Origin of the sequence: Butyrivibrio sp. AE2005 (assembly GCF_000686965.1) — a bacterium.
In the GTDB taxonomy this organism is placed as follows: Bacteria; Bacillota; Clostridia; order Lachnospirales; family Lachnospiraceae; genus Butyrivibrio; species Butyrivibrio hungatei_A.
In genome coordinates this window covers 139594-160630 of record NZ_JMMD01000010.1, presented here as the reverse complement: position 1 = coordinate 160630, position 21037 = coordinate 139594, and the positions used below count along the sequence as shown (strand labels likewise).

The window sequence follows — 21037 nt, the reverse complement described above, 5'->3', positions numbered from 1 at the left end:
TATCATGCGATACCGTGCGCTTATGCGGTATTAACAGTCGTTTCCAGCTGTTATCCCCCAGTATGAGGCAGGTTGCCCACGCGTTACTCACCCGTCCGCCACTAAGATTTAACAAGAATCTGCCGAAGCTTCATCAGCGTTAAATCTCCGTTCGACTTGCATGTGTTAGGCACGCCGCCAGCGTTCATCCTGAGCCAGGATCGAACTCTCACGTTTAAAAGTTTAATCCGGCTAAGAACTTAAGCTTGGCTTTTCGTTCTGTCCGTTAATTTACATTTTTTCTGAATTATTCTCTTGGAATCTTTCAGGGTTGCATTACTGTTTATTTGTCAAGGTACTTCTAATTATGATCCTTACTGATTGCGTAAGGCAACGCAGAAGGAGGGATTTGAACCCTCGCGCCGCTATTAACGACCTGCACCCTTTCCAGGGGTGTCTCTTCAACCACTTGAGTACTTCTGCAAAATAGTTGATTAACAACAAGTATGTTATTAACAGCGTGTTCATAATTAAAGCGGAGCGAAAGGGATTCGAACCCTTGTGGCGTTGCCGCCAAACGGTTTTCAAGACCGCCTCGTTATGACCGCTTCGATATCGCTCCGAGTAAAAACTTTATTACCTCAGATGAGATAACGCTCTGTTTGAGTTGCTGTCGCATCTCGCGCAGCGCAAGAATTATATTAACAAAGGGTACTTCTTATGTCAACCCTATTTTTCAATTTTTTTTCTAATTTTTTTCACTTTACGTCAAATCGAGTTTTTGTATTGCATAAAATTGTCTGAAATCTTCGTACAATTCCCATTTTTACTGGATTTTGCGCCTGTCAATATGATTCACATTTTTTATACTACTCAGCACAAATTTCTATATATTTCGACCAGTTTTTGCAGATTTTTTTCCAAAGAAAATTTTTCTTTTGCGGTTTTTATTCCGCCTCTCGATAATCTTTCCGCAAATTCTTTGTCGCCCGCAACACTCGCGATTGCATCCTTGAGCCCCTTAACATCCTTCGGTTTTATCAGAATTCCCGAGACTCCGTCCTCGATTGCCTCCGGAATACCGCCGACATCAGTTGAGATAACGGCGCATCCGTGGAGCATTCCCTCAATTACGGAAATCGGAAATCCCTCGAAATATGACGGAAGCACCATGATTCCGCACTTATCAAGCCATTCATCCTTAAGTGTTCCCATTACCCAGCCAAGTGTCTTCACGTATGAAGATCTCTTTTCCACTTCGCTTCTGTATTCGTCATCCTCATAGATGCCGCCCAGATACAGCGTGATCTCAGGCCTCTTCTCGTGAATTTCGTCCATCGCCGCAAAAAGTTCGCTCATTCCCTTGTTTCTGCATATTCTTCCGAGGAAAAGAATCTTTGTATAGTCCTTTTCCGTCACATCAACATCCACATCCTGCGTGCTCACGCCGTTTGGAAGAATCCGGATCTTCGCCTTATCCACAATTGTTCCAAAAAAGTCGTTCAGCTTATCCGTCAGTACCAGCAATACATCTGCCATTCCAAAAATACTTTTGACGCTCTCTTTTCCTTTTTCATCCAGCCTTTTATAGTATTCTTCTATGTTTCCGCCGTGCTGATGTATTACAATCTTCTTCCCACGGCGCTTTGCACATTTGATAAAAAGAGCTTTCCGCCAAAAACTGTTATCCGACGCGACATTCACATGAACAACATCGTATCTTCCCACGCACAGAAAAAAACGTGCATAAGCGAAACAAGCCACCAACAGCTTCTTAAGCTTGGTGCCTTCCTTCATTGTCCCTATATATTTCAGATTAACCTTTTCATCCAGTCCTACGTGATAATAACCGTTTACAAGTCCCGAAATACCGCCGTGAACGCTGCGGTCGGGACCGATCATCAATACTTTTATCTTATCTTTTTCCACTTCACTTTTTCCCCAGAATTGCCTCCGCCGCAGGAATATCCTCCGGTGTCGTGATCTTGATATTGTTGTATGAACCCTCAACAAGCTTGACCTTGCGGTCGGTAAAATACTCGACAACCATGGCATCATCGGTAATATTGACGCCCTTTGCGATGAGCTCTTCCTCCTCGCGGTCGAGCCTCATGTACAGATCTTTTATGAGTTTAAAAGAAAAAGTCTGCGGCGTCTGTATCATCCATGTCCTGTCTCTGTTTGGCGTGGAAACCGCAAATCCGTCCTCATCACAGATCTTAATGGTATCTTTTACAGGCATTCCGACAACGCACGCGCCGTAGTTTCTTGCTCCGTCGAGTGCTCTTAAGATAATATCCTTGGTCAAAAAAGGTCTTGCCCCATCGTGAATAAAAGCATAATCATAGTCATCCTCTGCTGCCATAAGCCCCAAACGAACACTGTGATAACGGTAAAGTCCGCCCTCAACGATAGCCTTAACCTTATCAAATCCAAATTTTTCAACAATCTCACTGCGGACAAATTCAACATCTCCGCGTGATACAACAAGCACAATATCATCCACAGGGCTCTCTTCAAAAGCCTTCAATGAATAGTAAATAAGCGGCTTTCCGCCTATATCAAGATACTGCTTTTTAACATCACTTTTCATCCTGCTACCGCTACCGGCAGCAAGCACAACAGCCACAGTTTTCATGGCATCTCCAATCTTTATCTGTTCTTATCCGCGTGATACCTTCTCTCCCTGTCTCCAAGCGGAAGATTCGGTACAGCATTAAGGTCAAGCCCGAAAGTCTTGCCCTGTATGAATTCATAGTACCCCGCAGCTCCGATCATCGCCGCATTGTCCGTGCAAAGCACCGGTGAAGGCCTGCAGAATCTTATATTATTGGCCGCACATTCTTTTTCCAAGAGCTCCCTGAGCGCGGTATTTGATGCAACACCTCCCGCAATCGCAAGACATTCCATGCCGTATTCCTTGCACGCTCTTATCGCATGCTCTGCGAGCACCTGTACAACGGCTTTCTGAAAAGAAGCCGCAACATCATTGGGATTAAGCTCCTGTCCCTGCATCTTGGCCTGATTAATATAATTAAGCACTGATGACTTAAGTCCGCTAAAAGAAAAATCGTAGTCTGCGCCCGCAATCTTGGCCTGAGGGAATGTAAACGCATCCGGATTTCCCTCTTTTGCCGCCTTATCGATCTTGGGACCGCCGGGATATCCGAGTCCTATCGCCCTGGCAACCTTGTCAAAAGCTTCTCCGGCCGCATCATCCCTGGTCTGTCCGATTATCTCGTACTTGCCGTAATCTCTTACGATAACAAGGTGCGAGTGCCCTCCCGATACCACGAGACACGCAAATGGCGGTTTTAAATCCTTGTTTTCGATATAGTTCGCACAAATATGTCCTTCGATATGATGAACACCTATAAGAGGCTTTTTCGTTGCATATGCGATAGCCTTTGCTTCAGAAACTCCTACCAAAAGAGCTCCCACAAGCCCGGGCCCGTAGGTAACGGCAACAGCATCTATATCGTTAAGCGACAGCCCCGCCTCGGAAAGCGCAGCACGAACACAACCGTTGATCTTCTCAACATGCTTTCTCGAAGCAATCTCGGGCACAACTCCGCCATAGACCGTATGTAGCGCGATCTGGGAAGAAATGATATTCGACAGTACCTCTCTTCCGTTCCTTACAACAGCAGCCGCAGTCTCATCGCATGAGCTCTCAATCGCAAGGATGGTAACATCCCCCGCACCTCCGACAGCTTCCGCGTCGCCATCACCATTCTCTTTTATTGACATAAAGATGACACCGTCATCCTCTACATTCTTGTTAATTTCCATAACTTACCTTTTCGCAGATCATCTGCTAAGATTACTTCCAAATTTTTTAAGCGCTTCCGCCTCTTTCATCCTGTTCGGACTTGTGAGGAAATCATAATCATCCCTACTCGTAAGCCTCTCCACATCTGCAGGCACGGTTACATCACCCGGATGGAAAAGAATCTCCATCTCATCATTCCCTCTTTTCTCCAGGATATCCGCAGCGCTCTTAATACATGCCCTGACGTTGTCATAGAACATATGCCCCGAAAGCATTACGCCCATGAACAGCTTATTTTCCAAGCCCAGTCCTTTCAAAAAAGTCTTGTATTTCATCTTGTTCCTTACAACAAGCGCGTTCAGGATCATCACTTTAACAAGATTTACAAGCCTAAGCCCCTTGAGTTTCAGTATATTTCCGGAATAAACGGACACTTCCTCATACGGAAATCTTATGTATGAAACCTTAAATTTATTGCTCTTAACAACATCCATAAGCGCATCAAAGATAACGGGAATCATATGATAATGCACATGTCCGTCAATCCTGTACACGCCACCGTTCATATACTCCCCGCATGCGCGAAGCTGCGTCTCAACTTCTCTTCTGATCTGCCTGTAATACGCCTTTCTCAAAAAAGGAATATAGCTCACCAAAAGAAGTTTGATAAAACCGCAGTCAAAATTTCCCCTCTCATTCACAAGCAGATCCGCCCTGTTTCCGCTGATAGGCCTGCCCTCAACAAAATTAAGGTGTACGGTGACAAAAAGCTTCTCTCTTATATTCGAGATCGCATCCATACACTCTTTTAAATACGGGCTGTTAGGCATGATACTTATGCCATTGAGCGCCCCCTTGTGATAACAATCCATAATATGACGACTCTGTTCGGGAAAAAGCCCGTAGTCGTCCGCATGATACTCTATCAAAAACCATCCTCCAAGTTATTGCTTTGTTTGTACATCCCAGCCAAGGATCTTCCATCTCTTCTCATCATCCTGGCGAAGAATAAACTGGTAGTAAGTGGCAACCGTAGACGTTCCTTTTCTAAGTGAAAAAAGACACTGCACATTGCACATCTTCTTTCCGGATACGGTAACAACATCAGGCTCCGTATTCTGCACCAGATAATTTGAAATCGAATAATCCCCTTCTTTCCTCTCCGCTATCTCATTTTTCATGGACTTGGAAAAATTCACCTGCTGCCCAAGAAGCTCATCATCCATGATTCCCTTAAGAACATAAAGCATCTTGTCCTGCTGCCCTTCAGTGTATTCCTCCTTATAAAGAACCTGCATGGTCTTTGCATACAGCTCAACCACCATCCTCGGATTCGCCGGATAGTTCTTTTCAAGATTGGTAGTAGTGATCTCATCAACCGCTGTCAGATTGTACTGCTCTTCCTCAGGACTCTTTTTGCTTCCCACGAACATAAAATACAATCCCACTACGACGACCGCTCCGAGCGCCAATAATACGATTGATTTCAGAATTGCTGACTTTACACTGTTGTTTTCCATGTCCCCTCCGTTTTGAAAAAAAGATTCAGTCTGCAGATTATTCTTCGAACCTAAGCGTCAGACTTCTGCCGTCCTTCGCCGCAACTGTATTTGCAAATATTTTTCTCGCTTCTCCTATGAACTCCTGCGGATTAACAAGTGACGGACTGTAATGTGTAAGCCACATTTCTTTTACCTCCGCATTCTTGGCAAGTCTCGCAGCCTCATAGAACGTCATGTGTTTGTGCTCTTTCGCCTTTACAAGCTTATCGGGCTCTCCGTACATACCCTCGCATATAAAAAGATCTGAATCCTTAGCGTTGTTAACGATGCTGTCCGTAGGCCTTGTATCCGTGACGTAAGTAAGCTTAATACCTTTTCTCGCCTCACCAAGCACCATATCAGGCGTATAGACCGTTCCGTCTTCAAGCTCTATCGTCTCGCCCTTCTGAAGACCGTTCCAGTAACGCCTGTCAATTCCTGCAGCCACAGCCGCATCAACATTAAACTTTCCCTGTCTTCTGAGATTCATGGTATATCCGTAGCAGGGAATATTGTGATTAACCTTAAACGCAGAAAGAGTAAATCCGGGCATTCCCTCGGGTTCAAAAGACATCTCACCTTCCGTTATCTCTTTAAACTTAATCTCAAACGGAAGCTCAGGCGCTATCACTCTGAGCGCATTCACAACCCTCTCAAGCCCCTTAGGTCCAACCATAAGTAGCGGCTCTGTCCTCTCAGCATTTCCCATCGTAAGAAGAAGTCCCGGAAGACCACTAATGTGATCCGCATGATAATGAGTAAAGCAGATAATATCTATCGGTTTGGAACTAAGTCCCTTTTTCTTAAGTGCGATCTGAGTCGCCTCACCCGAATCTATAAGTATACATTTTCCGTTATATCTCACGTACAAAGAAGTGAGCAAACGGTTGGGAAGCGGCATCATTCCGCCCGTTCCCAGCAAACAAACATCTATCATAAAACCTGTTTCCTTTTCCAGTAAATAACCGCATCATCCTTGGGCTCATCGTAAAATCCGGGTCTTACGCCCTCGCTCACAAAGCCAAGTCTCTCATAAAGCCCTATCGCAGGCGCATTTCCCGCACGAACTTCAAGAGTGTAGTCACTTATCCCTATTCCGTGGCCTCTCTCAAGGAGCTGCTTAAGCATCTTGTAAGCAACGCCCTCTCTTCTGCAATCGCCCGAAACAGAGACATTTGTTATCTCACCTTCGCCCGAGATATTCTGCACGCCGCACAGACCGACAACTCTTCCTGCCTTCTCGGCAACAAGATAGATCGTGTCGTCTCTTGTAAGTGCATCAAGAAGCTGTTTCTGCGTCCAAGCCTCTTTTCCCAGATTCGTCTTCTCAAGATTATAAGCATCCTCGATATCCTCAGCGCTCATCTCCCTGATCCTGATAATCCCGGGATTATTCCTGCTCGCAGCCTTCTTTTCGGCAAGCTTACCTTTAGACTCGCCCCCGCTTTTATCCTGCTCAAGAGCTTCGCGCTCAGCCTGGGAGAGCCTAAGATAATCGGGAGCAAAATCATCGGCATTGACAATCCTTCCCTCAGCCGCATAAACTCCCGCAAGTGCCGCAACAGCCGCCGCATTCTGCCTGTTCTGGAAAAAAGGCGCTATCGAATACGGAACCTTCAAAAGTTCCTCAAGCTTGTCATGGTAGACCGGAACACCGTCGCCCAAGAGCACAACAGGCTTCCCAATCTCGTTTATCCTGTTCGCTATATCCTCAACAGATGTCGCAAACTGCCCGTGGATAACCTGCATGTCAAAAGATCTCTCAAGACTTTTTCCCTCGTAGGTCTTTGGCACAAACGTATAAAGTCCCGTGTACACCTGATTTCTTCTGGCATCCATCATAGGACAAATTATCTTTTCAACTCCGTAGAGATTATAAGCAATCCCGTCAACAGTGGGTACCGGTATTATCGGCTTATTAAGAGCAAGCGCAAGTCCTTTTGCCGTCGCGCTTCCGATACGAAGTCCCGTAAAAGAGCCGGGTCCCTCAGCCACCGCTATGGCATCGATCGTAGACAGATCGAGATTTATCTTTTTGCATATGTCATCAAGCATAGGCATCAAGATCTCAGAATGTGTAGTTTTATATTGCACCGAGAACTGGGAAACAAGCATATCTCCGTCAGAAACCGCAACGGCTCCCACAAGTCCCGATGTATCGATAGAAAGTATTTTCATATAACTCACTTTTTTATATCATTTATTTTTTTGTCATTGTAATAAGTCGATAATCAAAGCCTTTTTCAAGGTTCTTTTCTATGACTATCTCCGTATAATGCTCGGGAAGTATCTCCTCTATGAGGTTCGCCCACTCGATAAAGCAGATCCCGTCTCCGTAGAAGTAGTCCTCGTATCCGATCTCGTCCATCTCGCTGACATCACCGATACGATACACATCGAAGTGGTAAAAAGGAATCCTTCCCTCGTCGTAAACCTGCAGGATAGTAAAAGTCGGGCTGCTCACAGGTCCCGTAATCCCAAGTCCCGCGGCAACTCCTTGCGTAAGAACGGTCTTTCCGACGCCAAGGTCGCCCACAAGAGTATACACCATTCCCGGCGTCGCGCTCTCGCCAATCCTTTTGCCAATTTCAAACGTCTCCTCGGCACTATTCGTCTCGTGTCTGGTAACTATATCCATACAAACCTCGCATATTTCAAACTTTGCCTCTTTAACTATATCACAAAAAGATAACCGCAAAAAGCGAATTGTCTTTTTACGGTTATCCGTTATCAGTGCTCGGCACTGCTTTTATTTCTGTAATTTTTTGCGATAAAGATTACTTTATTGCATCTGGTAATAAACGTCCATGATAAAGAAATCGCTGTCCGCATTACCGTCTTGTAACTTGCTGTATACCTTTACATCATAATGTCCTATTCTGTTCTTATTGATCTCTTTGAGCAGATCCTCATATTCGCTAAAACTCCCCTCAAAGCGGACTCTCGCAGCCGGATCGATCTCAAGAACATACGGTGCTTCCTGTTCCTGCTCCCGATCTGAGACACTAACCAACTTGGAATATAGCTGGTACGTCCCTTTATCAGGCTCAATGATCGCACCCTTTTTCAGATTCTTGATCCTTTTGCAGAATTCCTCACGATCTACGGTAACCCTATCCATGCACTCTTCCCTAAACTCTGTGTAAAGCTCGGTGTTATTCATACTTTCCTCCTGTTCTCAACAATAATGCTGTTTGACACTATATCTGTTAACAGTTAAAAAGCCTTATATAACCAATCATGCCTGTTCAGTGTTAGCCTGTTCATTATCTGTCTTTTTTGTCTTTACCATCTTAGTATAATAGTAAGCATAAAACAGCTCAGATAAGCATTGAGTTCCAACAAGAAACATTATAACATGTCCTACTCCGCCTATCGAAAAAATTGCATCTTTTCCAAATATATACGGCGCAAATCCTTCCCAGCATATAAACCAAAACCACAAAGTCCATGATGAACCCGCCTGCGCTTTTGTCATAGCATCAAGAGCCTTTTCATCCCCCTTATGCTTTATAGAGTATACAGCCCTCCAAAGTATAGTTACCATCATCGCTACAGCCGCACTCACGATTACGATTAAAATTCTTTTCTGTTCTGACATTTTTAAATCCTCCTTTTTTATAAAAAAATTTATTGTTCCCTCTTTTATTTCTGAATCTGCAAAGCCTTGAACTTAAACGTTGTCATGGCAAAAAAAGCTACTATGGTACCGCCGCATACCGACATCGCAAGTGTGCGGTCAATCGCTGTCATGCTTACAAATGCCTTAAGGTAGTACATCACTTCATATTTCGCTATCTGCGGACTTGCAGAACTCAAAATACATCCTATTACCAGTACAATTACCGCTATGCCTACCATCGAGCCGCTGTTTTTCACAAACAGTGAAACAAACAGCACAACCATTGACCAGCCTGCAAGCGCAAAACAAGTTTCCGCATATATAATCGCATTTTGGAAAAGAGCCTCAACCACCGTATCACTTCCCCAGAACGCGACAGCTACGATATTTGACGTAACATACGTAACCGCAATAAGGGCCATCGCACCGATAAGAACCACTACCGCCTTAGCCGCTATCAGCTTTTCACGCGACTGCCCACACAGAAGCGGAAGCTTCAAACTGCCACTGTCTGCCTCATCGGTAACAAGAAAAGTCACGAAAAGAGTGGCAAATACCGGCAACACTATATCTGCTATCATGCCAAGAACCTGTGTGGGAAAATTGCCGCCTGTCATTGAATCAATCACGTCTTTTTCAAGAAGTCCCTTCATCTGAATCGAGCTGACAAGCACACCCATGGCTATACATGTAACAAACAGAATCAAAAGAAATATTCCAAGCCTTCTGCCTTTCCAGAGCTTATACAGTTCATTCTTTACATTCTTCATCACGCCTGCCTCCTATACATGCTGTAGTAACTGTCCTCAAGGCCTTCTCCCAGTTCACTGATATCACCGCTGAAAAGAATCTTTCCCGCATCGATCATGACCACCTTATTGCATATTTTTTCTATATCATGCAAAAGATGCGACGAGATAAGGATTGCTACGTTATCCACCCTTGCAAGCTTCTCAAGCATTTCATAAATATCTTTCATTCCATACGGATCCAGTCCGTTTGTAGGTTCATCAAGGATAAGAAGCTCAGGATCGTTAAGGAGCGCCCTTCCAAGCCCCAGTCTCTGGCGCATACCTGTCGAATACGATTTTACTTTTTTGCCGATATGTTCCGCCAATCCCACAAAATCAACTATTTCTCTGACCTTTTCTTCCGATACATTGTCATATAACTTTGCAATAAGCATCAGATTGTCGTACCCCGACAGATACTCATAAAACGCCGATGATTCAGTTGCAAAGCCGATCTTCTCAACAAAGTTTGTTCCTTCACCGATCACTATCTCGCCGGAATCCTTGCTGATGAGATTCATTATCATCTTCATAGTTGTTGACTTACCTGCGCCATTTGGTCCGATCAATCCGACAATATCTCCCTTTTCCACATCAAGCGAGATATTATCAACAACTTTTCTGCCGTTGTATCTTTTATTAAGGCCCGCGATATGTAACACATTGCTCATAAGCATCCCCCTTTTCCCATTCTTTATCCTGTCTAATCTTATCAGCCAATGTGCTTAGAATTTGCTTTTGGGAACCAACTATACAAAAAAGGGAACCAAATGCACTTTTGTACATTTGATTCCTTTTATAGGTCGTTAACAGAAATACCAATCTGATTGGTATTTTCCCAAATATTAGGTTCCTAAATCCAATCAATGTCACGCCATAAGCATCAGCGTCGCTCTGGCTGTAAACACAAGGTTTTCACAACTAAGCTTCAGATTGCCGCCGTATTTCTTAGCCACACGTTCAATGTTTGAGATTCCAAAACCGTGCGATTCCTTCTCTTCTTTTGTGGTCTCAATTCTGTTTTCTCTGATAACCACATCCTGTACGCATGAATTCTTTACCGATAGAATCCAGATATTCTTCTTAAGTATCGACTGAATCTCAATCTTTTTCTCACCCTCAACCTGCTTCGCTGCTTCTATGGCATTGTCGACAAGGTTAGAAATCAGAATTACAAGATTCACATCCTCAATCCTGTTCGCGGGGATGTTGCCTTCAACCGTCATAGTAATATCATTTTGTGCAGCGGTCTTTGCCTTGGATTCAAGAAGTGCATCCGCAATGAAATTTCCGGTATCGAAAGCTTTACCCTTGTTTGCTTCTATTTCCTCCTGCATCTTTTCAATATATTCCGATGCCTGCTCATATTTTTTATCCGAAATAAGCGATGAAAGTGCAAAAAGCAGATTCTTCGTATCATGCCTGAAACGTCTAAGCTCAGTATTTTTCTCATTCATCTCGATATAAGAATCTGTGATCTGCTTCATAGGTTCTTTCAGATTACCTATCATGTCATTCATGGATGTGTTTTGTTCGCGAACCATTATGATATGTATGATAAGCGATATAAGCAGTATAAAAGTAATAGCACTTAGCACTCTAACCGAAGCGGTAACCTTATATAACTCAAAAATCCTCACTTCCATAAGTGAAAATGACATATTCACCATAAACAGAAGAATATATTCATAAGTAGTCAGTTTTGTAAAATAAACTCTTAAGATATTTGCTCGTTTTAACAACACCAACACTATGAGAACGCATAACACCAATATTTCTGTCAGCATCACAAAAATATCTGCTTCAAAAGCATAATAAAAGCCACCACTAATATTTTCCATGAACACAATTTGTATATTTTGAGAAATGCAATCTATCCAATTCCCATAGAACAACGCAAGTGCCATGTATGTCCAGTCAAACCCATATCCCGCCCATAAAAAAGGCACTATGCGCACAAGGTACAGCACCAAAACAACATAATACAGTGACAATGGCCCATAATGTATCATAGGTTCGTATAGATAATTAATTACAAAATAAACTCCAATTCCGATCCATTTAGCTTTCTTCTGTTTTAAACTTGGAAAAACAAAGAATTTTTCAAACGCCAGCCAATAATTTGCGAGTCCAACCACTCCCCGCACTGTATATATTGTCAGCATAATGCATATATTTTGAATCAAATCCCCATCCCCCCATTTATGCAAAAGACATCTTTTTTACATCAAAGACATGATAGCAGTCATAAAATTCATGCATCCGTGTAATATCCAACTTGGAATAATCGAACCGCCAAACTTCTTCTCATTCATCCATCCCATATACGCTCCAAAAAGCCCGGGTAACATTGTAAGTAATAAAAAAGCCCATACGCTCCCTGTTGCCAGCCCAAACGGAACTCCGTGCATAAGACCAAACAAAAATGCCTGCACCGTATTTCCCATAGCAAAGCCAAACTTTCGCTCAACACATTTCAAAATAAATCCTCTAAAAAGAATCTCTTCCGATAACGCCGTTCGAACAAACGCATAAATAAAAACCGCAGGAAGAGCTGAAGCCCCCATCCCTGCAAACTGAGCCCCGGCTGTTGTAACTCCATCAGGCAATATCCTCACACTCAAATTAGTAAGCATAATATATATAACTGCCAAAACACCAGTAATAAGAACTGTCTTTATCCATTTACCATGCGCAGGCCTCCTGAATCCAATCCAATAAAAAAATGTTTCTTTTTTCCTCGCCGTTATAAACCAAATTATCACCGGTATAAGTGCAAATATAACCACTTGTATCACAGCCCCAATCAGTTCATTTAGCATATTCCCCTCCCGTAAGTCAAAAAATAAGTCCGCACGATATTTTTATGCCATAATCATAAGCGTCGCTCTGGCTGTAAATACTTGGTTCTCACAGCTAAGTTTCAAATTACCGCCGTACTTCTTAGCTACACGCTCAATGTTTGAGATTCCAAATCCATGAGATTCTTTCTCTTCTTTTGTAGTTTCAATTCTGTTTTCTCTGATAACCACATCCTGCACACATGAATTCTTTACAGAAAGAATCCAGATATTCTTCTTAAGTATAGACTGAATCTCAATCTTCTTCTCGCCTTCTACCTGCTTCGCAGCTTCTAAGGCATTGTCAACAAGGTTAGAAATCAGAATTACAAGATTCACATCCTCAATCCTGTTCGCGGGGATGTTGCCTTCAACAGTCATAATAATATCATTTTGTGAAGCAGTTTTCGCTTTTGATTCAAGGAGCGCATCCGCAATAAAATTACCTGTGTCGAATGCTTTTACTCTACTTGTATCCACCACATCCTGCATCTCATCGATGTAATTGACTACCTGCTCAGTCTTCCCCTCCATGGCAAGAGATCTTAATGCCAATAAAAGATTCTTTGTATCATGCCTGAATCTTCTAAGCTCAGTACTTTTCTCGTTCATCTCAATATATGAATCTGTAATCTGCTTCATAGGCCCACTCAGGTTACCTATCATATCATTCATGGATGTGTTTTGTTCTCGGACCATTATGACATGTAGAACAACCACCATAAGCAATCCGAATGATACAACGCTTAGTTTTTTCATTAATGGAATATTTGCCCCCATATAGATTGCGTATTGCAATGTACAATTAGCCGCACATGTCAAAAATAAAACTACATATTCCGGAACGGTAAGAGTTGTAAAGTATACTCTAAGGATATTAACTCTTTTAAGCAACAACATAATCATCAAAAAACTGCATATAAGAACTTCTGTAATCAATTCAGAAATATCAGTTTCTATTCCAGCATAGCCTAATAAATTCATCTTATCTAAAAAAAGAAACCGAATATTTTGCGCAATGAAATCCACAACACTTTCATAAAACAGTACAATTACCATGAGGCTTGGCTTCCATCCATATCTGCACCACAAAAAAGGCACAATTCGAACGAAGTATATTCCTCCTATCACGACATAAATTATATGTACCCCTGAATTAGCTGCAAATCTATACGAAAGCGTACTTACAACATAAAAGATAATCCATATCCAATTTTTCTTTTCCCACTCCAGTTTGGGATAAGAATAGAAATTCTCAAAGACAATCCAAAAATTGGCAAATATAGCGATTCCTCCCACCATATATATTGCCAATATGATCCATATCGCCTGCCCTACACCGTCCATCCGATCACACTCCCACCCTCACAAGGTAATCCGCATAAATATCATTGAACTCTTTATACTTAAGTCTGCTGATAAGTAGCTTATCCCCTGTGCTCATGGTCACTTCGCTGTGATTATAGGAATCAACCTGAGCGAGATTGATCAGAAATGATTTATAACATCTGTAGAACTTTTTTGAGGAAAGACGTCCTTCGATGGCACCAAGAGTCTCATGGCACTCCATCTCATCGCGGCCGTCGCAGAAATGCAAGATACAGTTTTTACCCATACCTTCAACATATGAGATTATGCTCTCTTTAAAGAAATGATTTTCGCCGTCCAGACGTATCTTGAGAACATTGTCCTCTTTAAGCGTCTGCATGAAGGCATCAAGAACTTCACAGAATTTTTTATCATCGACAGGCTTTGTCAAAAACCTGAATGTACCTACTTCAAAAGTATCAAAAACAATAGACGGATAACTGCTTACAAACACAATGGTCGAATTCTTATCGGACTCGCGGATCTTCCTTGCGATATCAAGTCCGTTCGCTCCGTTATCTTCAAATTCATAGTCCATAAATATCAGGTCGTACTTTACGCCTGACTCCACAAGCTTTTCCCCCACATCATAGGTATCCAGAGAATACTCAAAATCTTTTTTCACAGAATAATCGAGTATCTTATTCCCTATTTCACTACGCATAAATTTCGAATCATCACAAACTGCTATCCTGATCATGCCCGTTCTCCTCGCCTTAAAGTTTGTAACTCTTATAAAATCAGCGTCCCCCAACTGCTTCTTTCTATTATGCCAAAAGAAGCTGTCTCTATCAAATAAAAAGGAGCATTCCGTTACGAACGCTCCTCTTTGTTTGATGTTTTATTTTGTTCTGTTGCTGTTTCCCTTAAGTATCGGGCTTATGTGCTTATATAGCGCAAATGTTATCACGCTGTCCACAATGCCCTTTACGAGGTTGAACGGTGCGACCGCAAGCAAGCAAAAAGTTGTTATGTTCGTGATCGCGGGATTTATAGCTGCTCCCATCTCCACGAATGAACTTATATCGCAGCCGTAGATAACTGCATATGCAGGGAGAAGGAAAAATGCGTTAAGAAGTGAACCTACCAGTGTAATGAAGGCTGTTCCGACGATGCAGCTTATAAGCGCAACCTTTCTTGACTTATGAAGTCTGTAGATGATCGTTGCAGGAAGTACAAAAGAAGTACCGACAACGAAATTTGCTATCTCACCGACAAATCCCGAGCTTGTTCCCTTGATAACAAGCTTTAATAATATCTTGATGAACTCAACCATTACACCTGCAAAAGGACCTGCTGCGAAGCCTCCTACAAGTGCGGGCATATCACTAAAATCAAACTTATAAAAAGAAGGTGCGAACGGAAGCGGAAACTCCAGAAGCATGAGTACAAAAGAAACAGCGGAAAAGACTCCGATAATAGCCATCTTGCGGACACTCAAAAGTTTCTGATCCTGTTTACCCTCTTTTCTTACCGCAACCTTTTCAACCGCAAGTGTAATAACAAATGCAAACGCAACCAATATTACAAGCGCAGCAAAATACTGCCAGCTCTGCGCAATAGTTTCAAAAGCACTCTGTTTCTCGTTCATTCGTACTGTTCCTTCCCAACTAACCTATAAAAATAGCGTATTTTGTATAAAAAAATTGTAAAAAATTCAAAATTATGGTATTCTCAATGCTCTTTCTTGTCAAGAATGTTTGACAAAAAAACAATTGCGTAACTATAATAAATTATCATTATTTTGATGTATTTTGTTTTTAATGAGGGGATAATGAAAAGAATTCTTACACGCAAGCTCGTACCCGGTATGGTGCTTGCAAATGATGTACACACTTATAATTCAAGTTTGAAGCTTCTTGACAAAGGTACAGTCCTGGAGGACAAAGACATTGCCAGGTTAGCTTTCTATTCAATCATCGATGTTCTTATCGAAGATGAACTCGTCGAACTCGAAAATGAGTTTGTCGACATAACCAACGATGAAGGACTCACTTATTCTGAGCGTATCAAACAATCACCTGAGTTTAAAGAATTTAAGCACAGTTTCGAGGAATGCGCCGAGAAATTCGAGCACACCATAAAGGACATCATCGAAAACAACAGAGATCTTGTATTCGATGATATGATGGCTCCCATTTATGGTCTTCTTGAAAAAGGAAGATCGTCAGCCAATATCTTCGATATGCTTCATAATCTGAGATCATACGATGATGCCACATTTACGCACAGCATCAACGTTGCTCTTATATCAAACATCCTTGCCCAGTGGCTTAAATGGGATGAATCCGAAGTTGAGATTGCCACTCAGTCAGGTCTTTTCCATGATATAGGAAAGCTCCTTATTCCGGATGAGATCATCAGAAAGCCCGATAAGCTCACAGAGGACGAGTATACTCTTATGCAGACCCATCCTCAACGTGGCTATGAGATCATAAAGAATCTTAATATCAGTCAGCATATCAAGAATGCTACTCTTATGCATCACGAAAGATGTGACGGTTCCGGATATCCGCTTAAGATCCGCGGTCCTCAGATTGATAAATTCGGTAAGCTTGTCGCCATTGCGGACGTATATGATGCGATGACAAGTGCCCGCTACTACCGCGGACCTCTGTGTCCTTTCATCGCTATATCGATGTTCGAAGAGGAAGGATACCAGAAATACGATCCCGAGATGATAATTGCGTTCTTACAGAACATAGTTAATACATACCTTCTTAACACTGTTCGTCTCAGCACGGGTGAGATAGGTGAGATCATCTTCATAAACAAGATGCATCTCTCACGCCCCACAGTTAAAGTCGGTAATGATTATATCGACCTGACCAAGTGTCCGGACGTTTATATCAAAGAGATCATCTGATCATGCATTAAACTTTGCCCCTTCCGCTAACGGGCCGGGCTACAGTCTTTTTGCTGCTTTTCATCGAAATTATATTGACCGTGGGATTGGATATATGCTGCGCGAAGTTGTCTGAGCAGATGCACCATAGAAATTCCATCTGTCCATGCAGATTCGTTATATCCTCTTGTTTTTCTTAAGGTCAAATCACTTTCCTTACTGCATGCTCCGAAAAGAACTTGCAGGACGCTAAAAAACTTAATAGGTCATGGTCATACGGCGCGTAGCGCCTAAAACAAATAAAAGCACGATTTCCAAGCTCGTTGAGTTCGGAAATTCGTGCTTTATATTTGTTGTAAAAGTCCGCTTTGCGGACAATGACCATGACCGGCTAATACATAGATGCGCCCTGCTTCAGACATTTTTCTCCGCATGCAGGAAAGTGATTTTTGACCTTTTGAAAAACAGACGAGGCTATAAAATCATCTGCATGGACAGATGGAGATTTCTTGGTGCAGATGTGAGTTTATGAAGCGCAGCATATGTTTATCCAATCCAACGGTCAATATAATGTTTTGAGATGTTGCAGCAAAAAGACTGTAGCCCGGCCCGTTACCGGAAGGGCAAAGTTTTATTCTTTATGCATTTCTAAGCCTAAATTTCTGCATATCTCTGTCGCTCTCGACTTTCTCGATGTGAGCTCCGAGTTCGCGAAGTTTCTGGTCGAAATCTTCATATCCTCGCTCGATATACTTAATATCTTCTATCGTAGAGATACCGTCTGCAGTGAGTGCCGCTATTACAAGCGCCGCACCTGCTCTTAAGTCAGGAGCCGAAACTGTTGCTCCCGTATATTTGCTGACTCCCTCTACTATTGCTGAGCTGCCTTCAACTTTAATGCTGGCGCCCATTCTTGTGAGTTCGTCTACATACTTGAATCTGTTCTCAAAAATGCTCTCCGTAACAACACTGATTCCACTTGCAAGTCCAAGTGCAACTGTCATCTGAGGTTGCATATCCGTAGGAAATCCCGGATAAGGAAGAGTCTTAACATGTGTATTCTGAAGTCTCTTTGTTGCAACTACTCTTACCGCATCATCTGATTCATGAACCTGGCATCCCATCTCAATAAGCTTGGCACTTATTGATTCAAGATGTTTGGGAATTACATTCTTTATAGTAATATCGCCTCTTGTTGCGGCAGCGGCAAGCATGAATGTTCCCGCTTCAATCTGATCGGGAATAATAGCATACTCAGTGCCATGAAGCTTCTCAACGCCCTGAATTCTGATAACATCTGTACCGGCACCTTTTATATTGGCACCCATACTGTTAAGGAAGTTTGCAAAATCAACTACATGAGGTTCCTTGGCTGCATTTTCGACAACAGTCTGTCCCTCTGCCATAACAGCCGCCATCATGATGTTAATGGTAGCGCCTACGCTGACAACATCGAGATAAATATGATTTCCCACAAGTTTATCAGCATGTGCAGCGATAATCCCATGTTCAATATTTACTGATGCTCCGAGAGCGTTAAATCCTTTTATATGCTGGTCTATAGGTCTGAGACCGATATTACAACCTCCGGGAAGTGCAACTCCTGCCTGATTGTATTTACCTAGAAGGGCTCCCAAAAGGTAATATGATGCTCTTATTTTTTTGATGTAATCGTTCTCTATAACATAGTCATGAATCTGCGAAGCACATATCTTAACTGAATGTCTTCCGGTTCTCTTAACAATTGCTCCAATGCTCTCAATAGCCTGCAACATCACATTGGTATCCGACTCATCAGGCATATTCTCTATATGAACAACTTCATCCGTCATAGTTGAAGCTGCCAAAATCGCAAGCGCAGCGTTTTTGGCTCCTCCAATCTCCACCTCACCTACAAGCGGATTTCCGCCTTTTATAATATACTTTTCCATATATAACCTTTCCCTGCCGGGCAATCTCACCACACATGTAGCACCAACCTAATTACACTCGGCATCTAATATTAATAGCACAATACCAACACTGTGTCAAAACAAGCAGAGCCCCCATGGTACCGTGTTTTTTCTACAAAATGAGCAGGTTTTACATACATTTTGCTAATATTTTATTAATGATTATATCATTTTAATTAATATATTCCAATGGGTTAACCGGATTATCATTGACACGAATTTCAAAATGTACGTGAGGTCCCGATGAAACACCGGTATTTCCTGATAATGCGATCTTATCTCCCTGATTTACTTTCTGTCCTACCTGACACGTGATCTTAGAAAGATGTCCGTATCTCGTCTCTCTTCCGTCATTATGCTTAATGTATACGCAGTAACCGTATCCACTACCCCAACCGGCTCTTGTTACGGTTCCGGCTGAAGATGCCACAACAGTAGTTCCTACCGGCGTTGCCCAGTCCACACCTTTATGGACTTTGCTTGCACCCTTGGTAGGTCTTTTTCTCGGACCGAATCCCGAGGACAATCTTCCTCCGGATATAGGTTTGATATATGAAGGCGGCTCGATTGTTCCTTGTTCTATAACCATAGGAACAGCCTCTTTTATTTTATCAACCTTTTCGACCTTCGGAACGCCTTCCATTCGATTATCAACATAAGTAGTAAGAAGAACCGCATCACGTACTCCCGGAACCGCTTCCTGAATAACCTCAGACTCAGTTGTAAACCATTTTTTATTATCAATTTTTTGTGTGGGAGCTTGATAGCTCTCATGTTTACGGAACTCTCTCATGTCATATTTCACAGAAAGCTCATGTCTTGGAATCACAACCGTTAAGTTATCGTGATCTCTTATGGTAGAAGCTGCATCCTGAAGCTTATCACGGTTCATCTCAACAAGCTGATCGACAGTCAGATTATGATGAACAGCTATACTGTATAAGCTATCACCTGTCTGAACTTCATATGTTTCTTCTTTATTTTTATCTCCTGTAAGATCGGTAAAAGCCGTATCCGGATTTGCCAATTTGTTGGCAGGAAGATAACTTTCAACAATTTCAATCTTATCTTTGAAATCAATGCTAACCAGTCCGTATCTGAACTCATCAAACTCTTTATAATTGCCCTTTAAGTCCGCAGCATCCGCTGCATCTCTTATAGTCTTATTAACACCGATATTTGAAAGAAGAGGCTTAAGCGTTCCTTCTTCTTCCTGAATTTCTTCCTTACTCTGAACCTTTGGCATAAGTACGTTTACTTCTCTGGTAGGATCAAGTTCGAGGCTTACATCAAACATATCCTTTTCATCGTACATTGAAATAACTCGTTCCAAAAGATTCTGTACTTCATCAATACTTGCCAGATTTAAGGAAAACTTATTTATTTTTAATGAATATGTCTTCTGAACCGTATCAAACTTACTCTGATTGAGAACACTTGCCATCTTGGCAGCTATTCTCTCAGGGGATTCTACGACACCCCACATCCTGTTCTCACCTTCGATAGAAAGATCAGCCATTGTAAGAGTCAGTCCCTCATTACCCTTGGCTATTGCTCTTCTGGCATATCTGTAAGCTTCGTAAGCTTCATTTCGAGAACCCACGTTACCCACAACATTGCCATTTATCTTTATCGTAAAGTAGTTATTCTCATTCTTTTCGTAATTGGTCATGTTTGGCATGAACAATATCCACAAAAAGATAATTACCACAGCCGATTCCAAAAACCATATTTTAATCTTCTTTTTAAATACCGTATCTCTTAAATTCATCGCATTAAAGTCTTTCTATAAGCTGGTTAAAGTACTTCGAATATCTTTAGAACATTAAATAAAAGATCTGCAAAAACCATAAGCACTATAATTATCAACAACGGTCCAACCGCATTATTCTTATATTCAACAATATCAAGTACCGTTTCCATCTTCTTATTGATCTCTGCCATCTCTTCCTCGATCTTCTCACGGTTTTTATCAACAATCGCCTGAACATTTCTGTATATCTGTACACCGACATCATGAGTCTTTGAATCACTCTCATGTATCCTATTGATAACTTTTTCAAACTCTTCAGTATAGTCCCTTGAAGCTTCCATCAATTCCTCAAGCTGTTCAAGTTGCTGGCTGTACTCTGCAGCATGCTTGCGCAATTCTTCGATTTCTCTTCTGTAATGCTCGGCTTCCTTCTTGATTCTCTGGGCTTCAGCCATCTCCGCTTGGGAATTGGCTTTTATTATGTCCTGTGGGCTAAACTTTTCAGCAAGTTTGTCCATAAAGTTTTCCATAACTTTCCCTCCTCATATATGCATTACTCCCCTAATCTGCATAC

The 21037-nt window shown here is 42.1% G+C and carries 21 protein-coding genes, 2 tRNA genes and 1 rRNA gene; 1 reads left to right on the top strand and 23 read right to left on the bottom strand.

The features are described 5' to 3' along the window. The 20 genes from DL92_RS0109310 to DL92_RS0109215 all read right to left on the bottom strand — a co-directional run. Nucleotides 1-216, bottom strand: a 16S ribosomal RNA gene (locus DL92_RS0109310); the annotation flags it as partial. Between the two features lie 157 nt (nt 217-373). Then, nucleotides 374-462: transfer RNA gene (locus DL92_RS0109305), tRNA-Ser, on the bottom strand. Nucleotides 463-515: 53 nt separating this feature from the next. Then, a tRNA-Ser gene (locus DL92_RS0109300) sits at nt 516-601 on the bottom strand. 251 nt (nt 602-852) lie between these two features. Next, the gene (locus tag DL92_RS0109295; protein ID WP_026667500.1) at nt 853-1908 is read right to left on the bottom strand and encodes a glycosyltransferase family 4 protein; all 1056 of its coding nucleotides are present in this window, start codon (nt 1906-1908) and stop codon (nt 853-855) included. Between the two features lies 1 nt (nt 1909). Continuing rightward, nucleotides 1910-2617 (bottom strand): 2-C-methyl-D-erythritol 4-phosphate cytidylyltransferase, encoded by a 708-nt coding sequence (ispD, locus tag DL92_RS0109290; protein ID WP_026667499.1) that lies wholly within the window; start codon nt 2615-2617, stop codon nt 1910-1912. Nucleotides 2618-2631: 14 nt separating this feature from the next. Further along, nucleotides 2632-3729: a tRNA (adenosine(37)-N6)-threonylcarbamoyltransferase complex transferase subunit TsaD gene (gene tsaD, locus DL92_RS0109285; protein ID WP_051625286.1), complete on the bottom strand. Its 1098-nt coding sequence runs from the start codon at nt 3727-3729 to the stop codon at nt 2632-2634. A 60-nt stretch (nt 3730-3789) separates the two neighbouring features. Then, on the bottom strand, nt 3790-4680 hold the full coding sequence (locus tag DL92_RS0109280) for a ChbG/HpnK family deacetylase (RefSeq protein ID WP_026667497.1): 891 nt from the start codon (nt 4678-4680) through the stop codon (nt 3790-3792). A gap of 15 nt (nt 4681-4695) precedes the next feature. Continuing rightward, nucleotides 4696-5271: a DUF6715 family protein gene (locus DL92_RS0109275; RefSeq protein WP_026655741.1), complete on the bottom strand. Its 576-nt coding sequence runs from the start codon at nt 5269-5271 to the stop codon at nt 4696-4698. A 37-nt stretch (nt 5272-5308) separates the two neighbouring features. Continuing rightward, nucleotides 5309-6229, bottom strand: coding sequence for a ribonuclease Z (locus DL92_RS0109270; RefSeq protein ID WP_026667496.1), 921 nt, complete (start codon nt 6227-6229; stop codon nt 5309-5311). Then, complete coding sequence (gene tsaB / locus DL92_RS20715) at nt 6226-7470, bottom strand: tRNA (adenosine(37)-N6)-threonylcarbamoyltransferase complex dimerization subunit type 1 TsaB (protein WP_026655743.1); 1245 nt, start codon at nt 7468-7470, stop codon at nt 6226-6228. The genes DL92_RS0109270 and tsaB overlap by 4 nt, the downstream gene beginning before the upstream one ends. 22 nt (nt 7471-7492) lie before the next feature. Beyond that, the gene (tsaE, locus tag DL92_RS0109260; RefSeq protein WP_026655744.1) at nt 7493-7930 is read right to left on the bottom strand and encodes a tRNA (adenosine(37)-N6)-threonylcarbamoyltransferase complex ATPase subunit type 1 TsaE; all 438 of its coding nucleotides are present in this window, start codon (nt 7928-7930) and stop codon (nt 7493-7495) included. Nucleotides 7931-8074: 144 nt separating this feature from the next. Continuing rightward, the gene (locus DL92_RS0109255) at nt 8075-8455 is read right to left on the bottom strand and encodes a DUF5975 family protein (protein WP_026667495.1); all 381 of its coding nucleotides are present in this window, start codon (nt 8453-8455) and stop codon (nt 8075-8077) included. Nucleotides 8456-8530: 75 nt separating this feature from the next. Beyond that, complete coding sequence (locus DL92_RS0109250; protein ID WP_026655747.1) at nt 8531-8893, bottom strand: hypothetical protein; 363 nt, start codon at nt 8891-8893, stop codon at nt 8531-8533. A 44-nt stretch (nt 8894-8937) separates the two neighbouring features. Then, nucleotides 8938-9684: an ABC transporter permease gene (locus DL92_RS0109245; protein WP_026667494.1), complete on the bottom strand. Its 747-nt coding sequence runs from the start codon at nt 9682-9684 to the stop codon at nt 8938-8940. Next, complete coding sequence (locus tag DL92_RS0109240; RefSeq protein WP_026667493.1) at nt 9684-10376, bottom strand: ABC transporter ATP-binding protein; 693 nt, start codon at nt 10374-10376, stop codon at nt 9684-9686. The genes DL92_RS0109245 and DL92_RS0109240 overlap by 1 nt, the downstream gene beginning before the upstream one ends. Nucleotides 10377-10574: 198 nt before the next feature. Further along, nucleotides 10575-11891, bottom strand: coding sequence for a sensor histidine kinase (locus DL92_RS0109235; protein WP_197027246.1), 1317 nt, complete (start codon nt 11889-11891; stop codon nt 10575-10577). 36 nt (nt 11892-11927) lie between these two features. Further along, complete coding sequence (locus DL92_RS0109230; protein ID WP_026667491.1) at nt 11928-12527, bottom strand: CPBP family intramembrane glutamic endopeptidase; 600 nt, start codon at nt 12525-12527, stop codon at nt 11928-11930. 42 nt (nt 12528-12569) lie between these two features. Next, nucleotides 12570-13892, bottom strand: a complete 1323-nt coding sequence (locus tag DL92_RS20245; RefSeq protein WP_051625285.1) for a sensor histidine kinase — start codon at nt 13890-13892, stop codon at nt 12570-12572. Nucleotides 13893-13896: 4 nt separating this feature from the next. After that, a complete protein-coding gene (locus DL92_RS0109220; protein WP_026655758.1) occupies nt 13897-14613 on the bottom strand; it encodes a LytR/AlgR family response regulator transcription factor in 717 nt (238 codons plus the stop codon). Nucleotides 14614-14754: 141 nt separating this feature from the next. After that, on the bottom strand, nt 14755-15504 hold the full coding sequence (locus DL92_RS0109215) for an ECF transporter S component (RefSeq protein WP_051625284.1): 750 nt from the start codon (nt 15502-15504) through the stop codon (nt 14755-14757). Nucleotides 15505-15687: 183 nt separating this feature from the next. Here DL92_RS0109215 and DL92_RS0109210 point away from each other — a divergent pair, with 183 nt between their 5' ends. Next, on the top strand, nt 15688-16779 hold the full coding sequence (locus DL92_RS0109210) for an HD-GYP domain-containing protein (RefSeq protein WP_026655760.1): 1092 nt from the start codon (nt 15688-15690) through the stop codon (nt 16777-16779). A gap of 617 nt (nt 16780-17396) precedes the next feature. Here DL92_RS0109210 and DL92_RS0109205 read toward each other — a convergent pair. The 3 genes from DL92_RS0109205 to DL92_RS0109195 all read right to left on the bottom strand — a co-directional run bounded on the left by DL92_RS0109205 (nt 17397) and on the right by DL92_RS0109195 (nt 20993). Next, nucleotides 17397-18689 carry a UDP-N-acetylglucosamine 1-carboxyvinyltransferase gene (locus tag DL92_RS0109205; RefSeq protein ID WP_026667489.1) on the bottom strand — a complete coding sequence of 431 codons (1293 nt, stop codon included), beginning with the start codon at nt 18687-18689 and terminating at the stop codon, nt 17397-17399. Nucleotides 18690-18882: 193 nt separating this feature from the next. Continuing rightward, nucleotides 18883-20481 (bottom strand): LysM peptidoglycan-binding domain-containing M23 family metallopeptidase, encoded by a 1599-nt coding sequence (locus DL92_RS0109200; RefSeq protein ID WP_026655764.1) that lies wholly within the window; start codon nt 20479-20481, stop codon nt 18883-18885. Between the two features lie 26 nt (nt 20482-20507). Continuing rightward, nucleotides 20508-20993, bottom strand: coding sequence for a hypothetical protein (locus DL92_RS0109195; RefSeq protein WP_026655765.1), 486 nt, complete (start codon nt 20991-20993; stop codon nt 20508-20510). Nucleotides 20994-21037 lie beyond the last annotated feature (44 nt).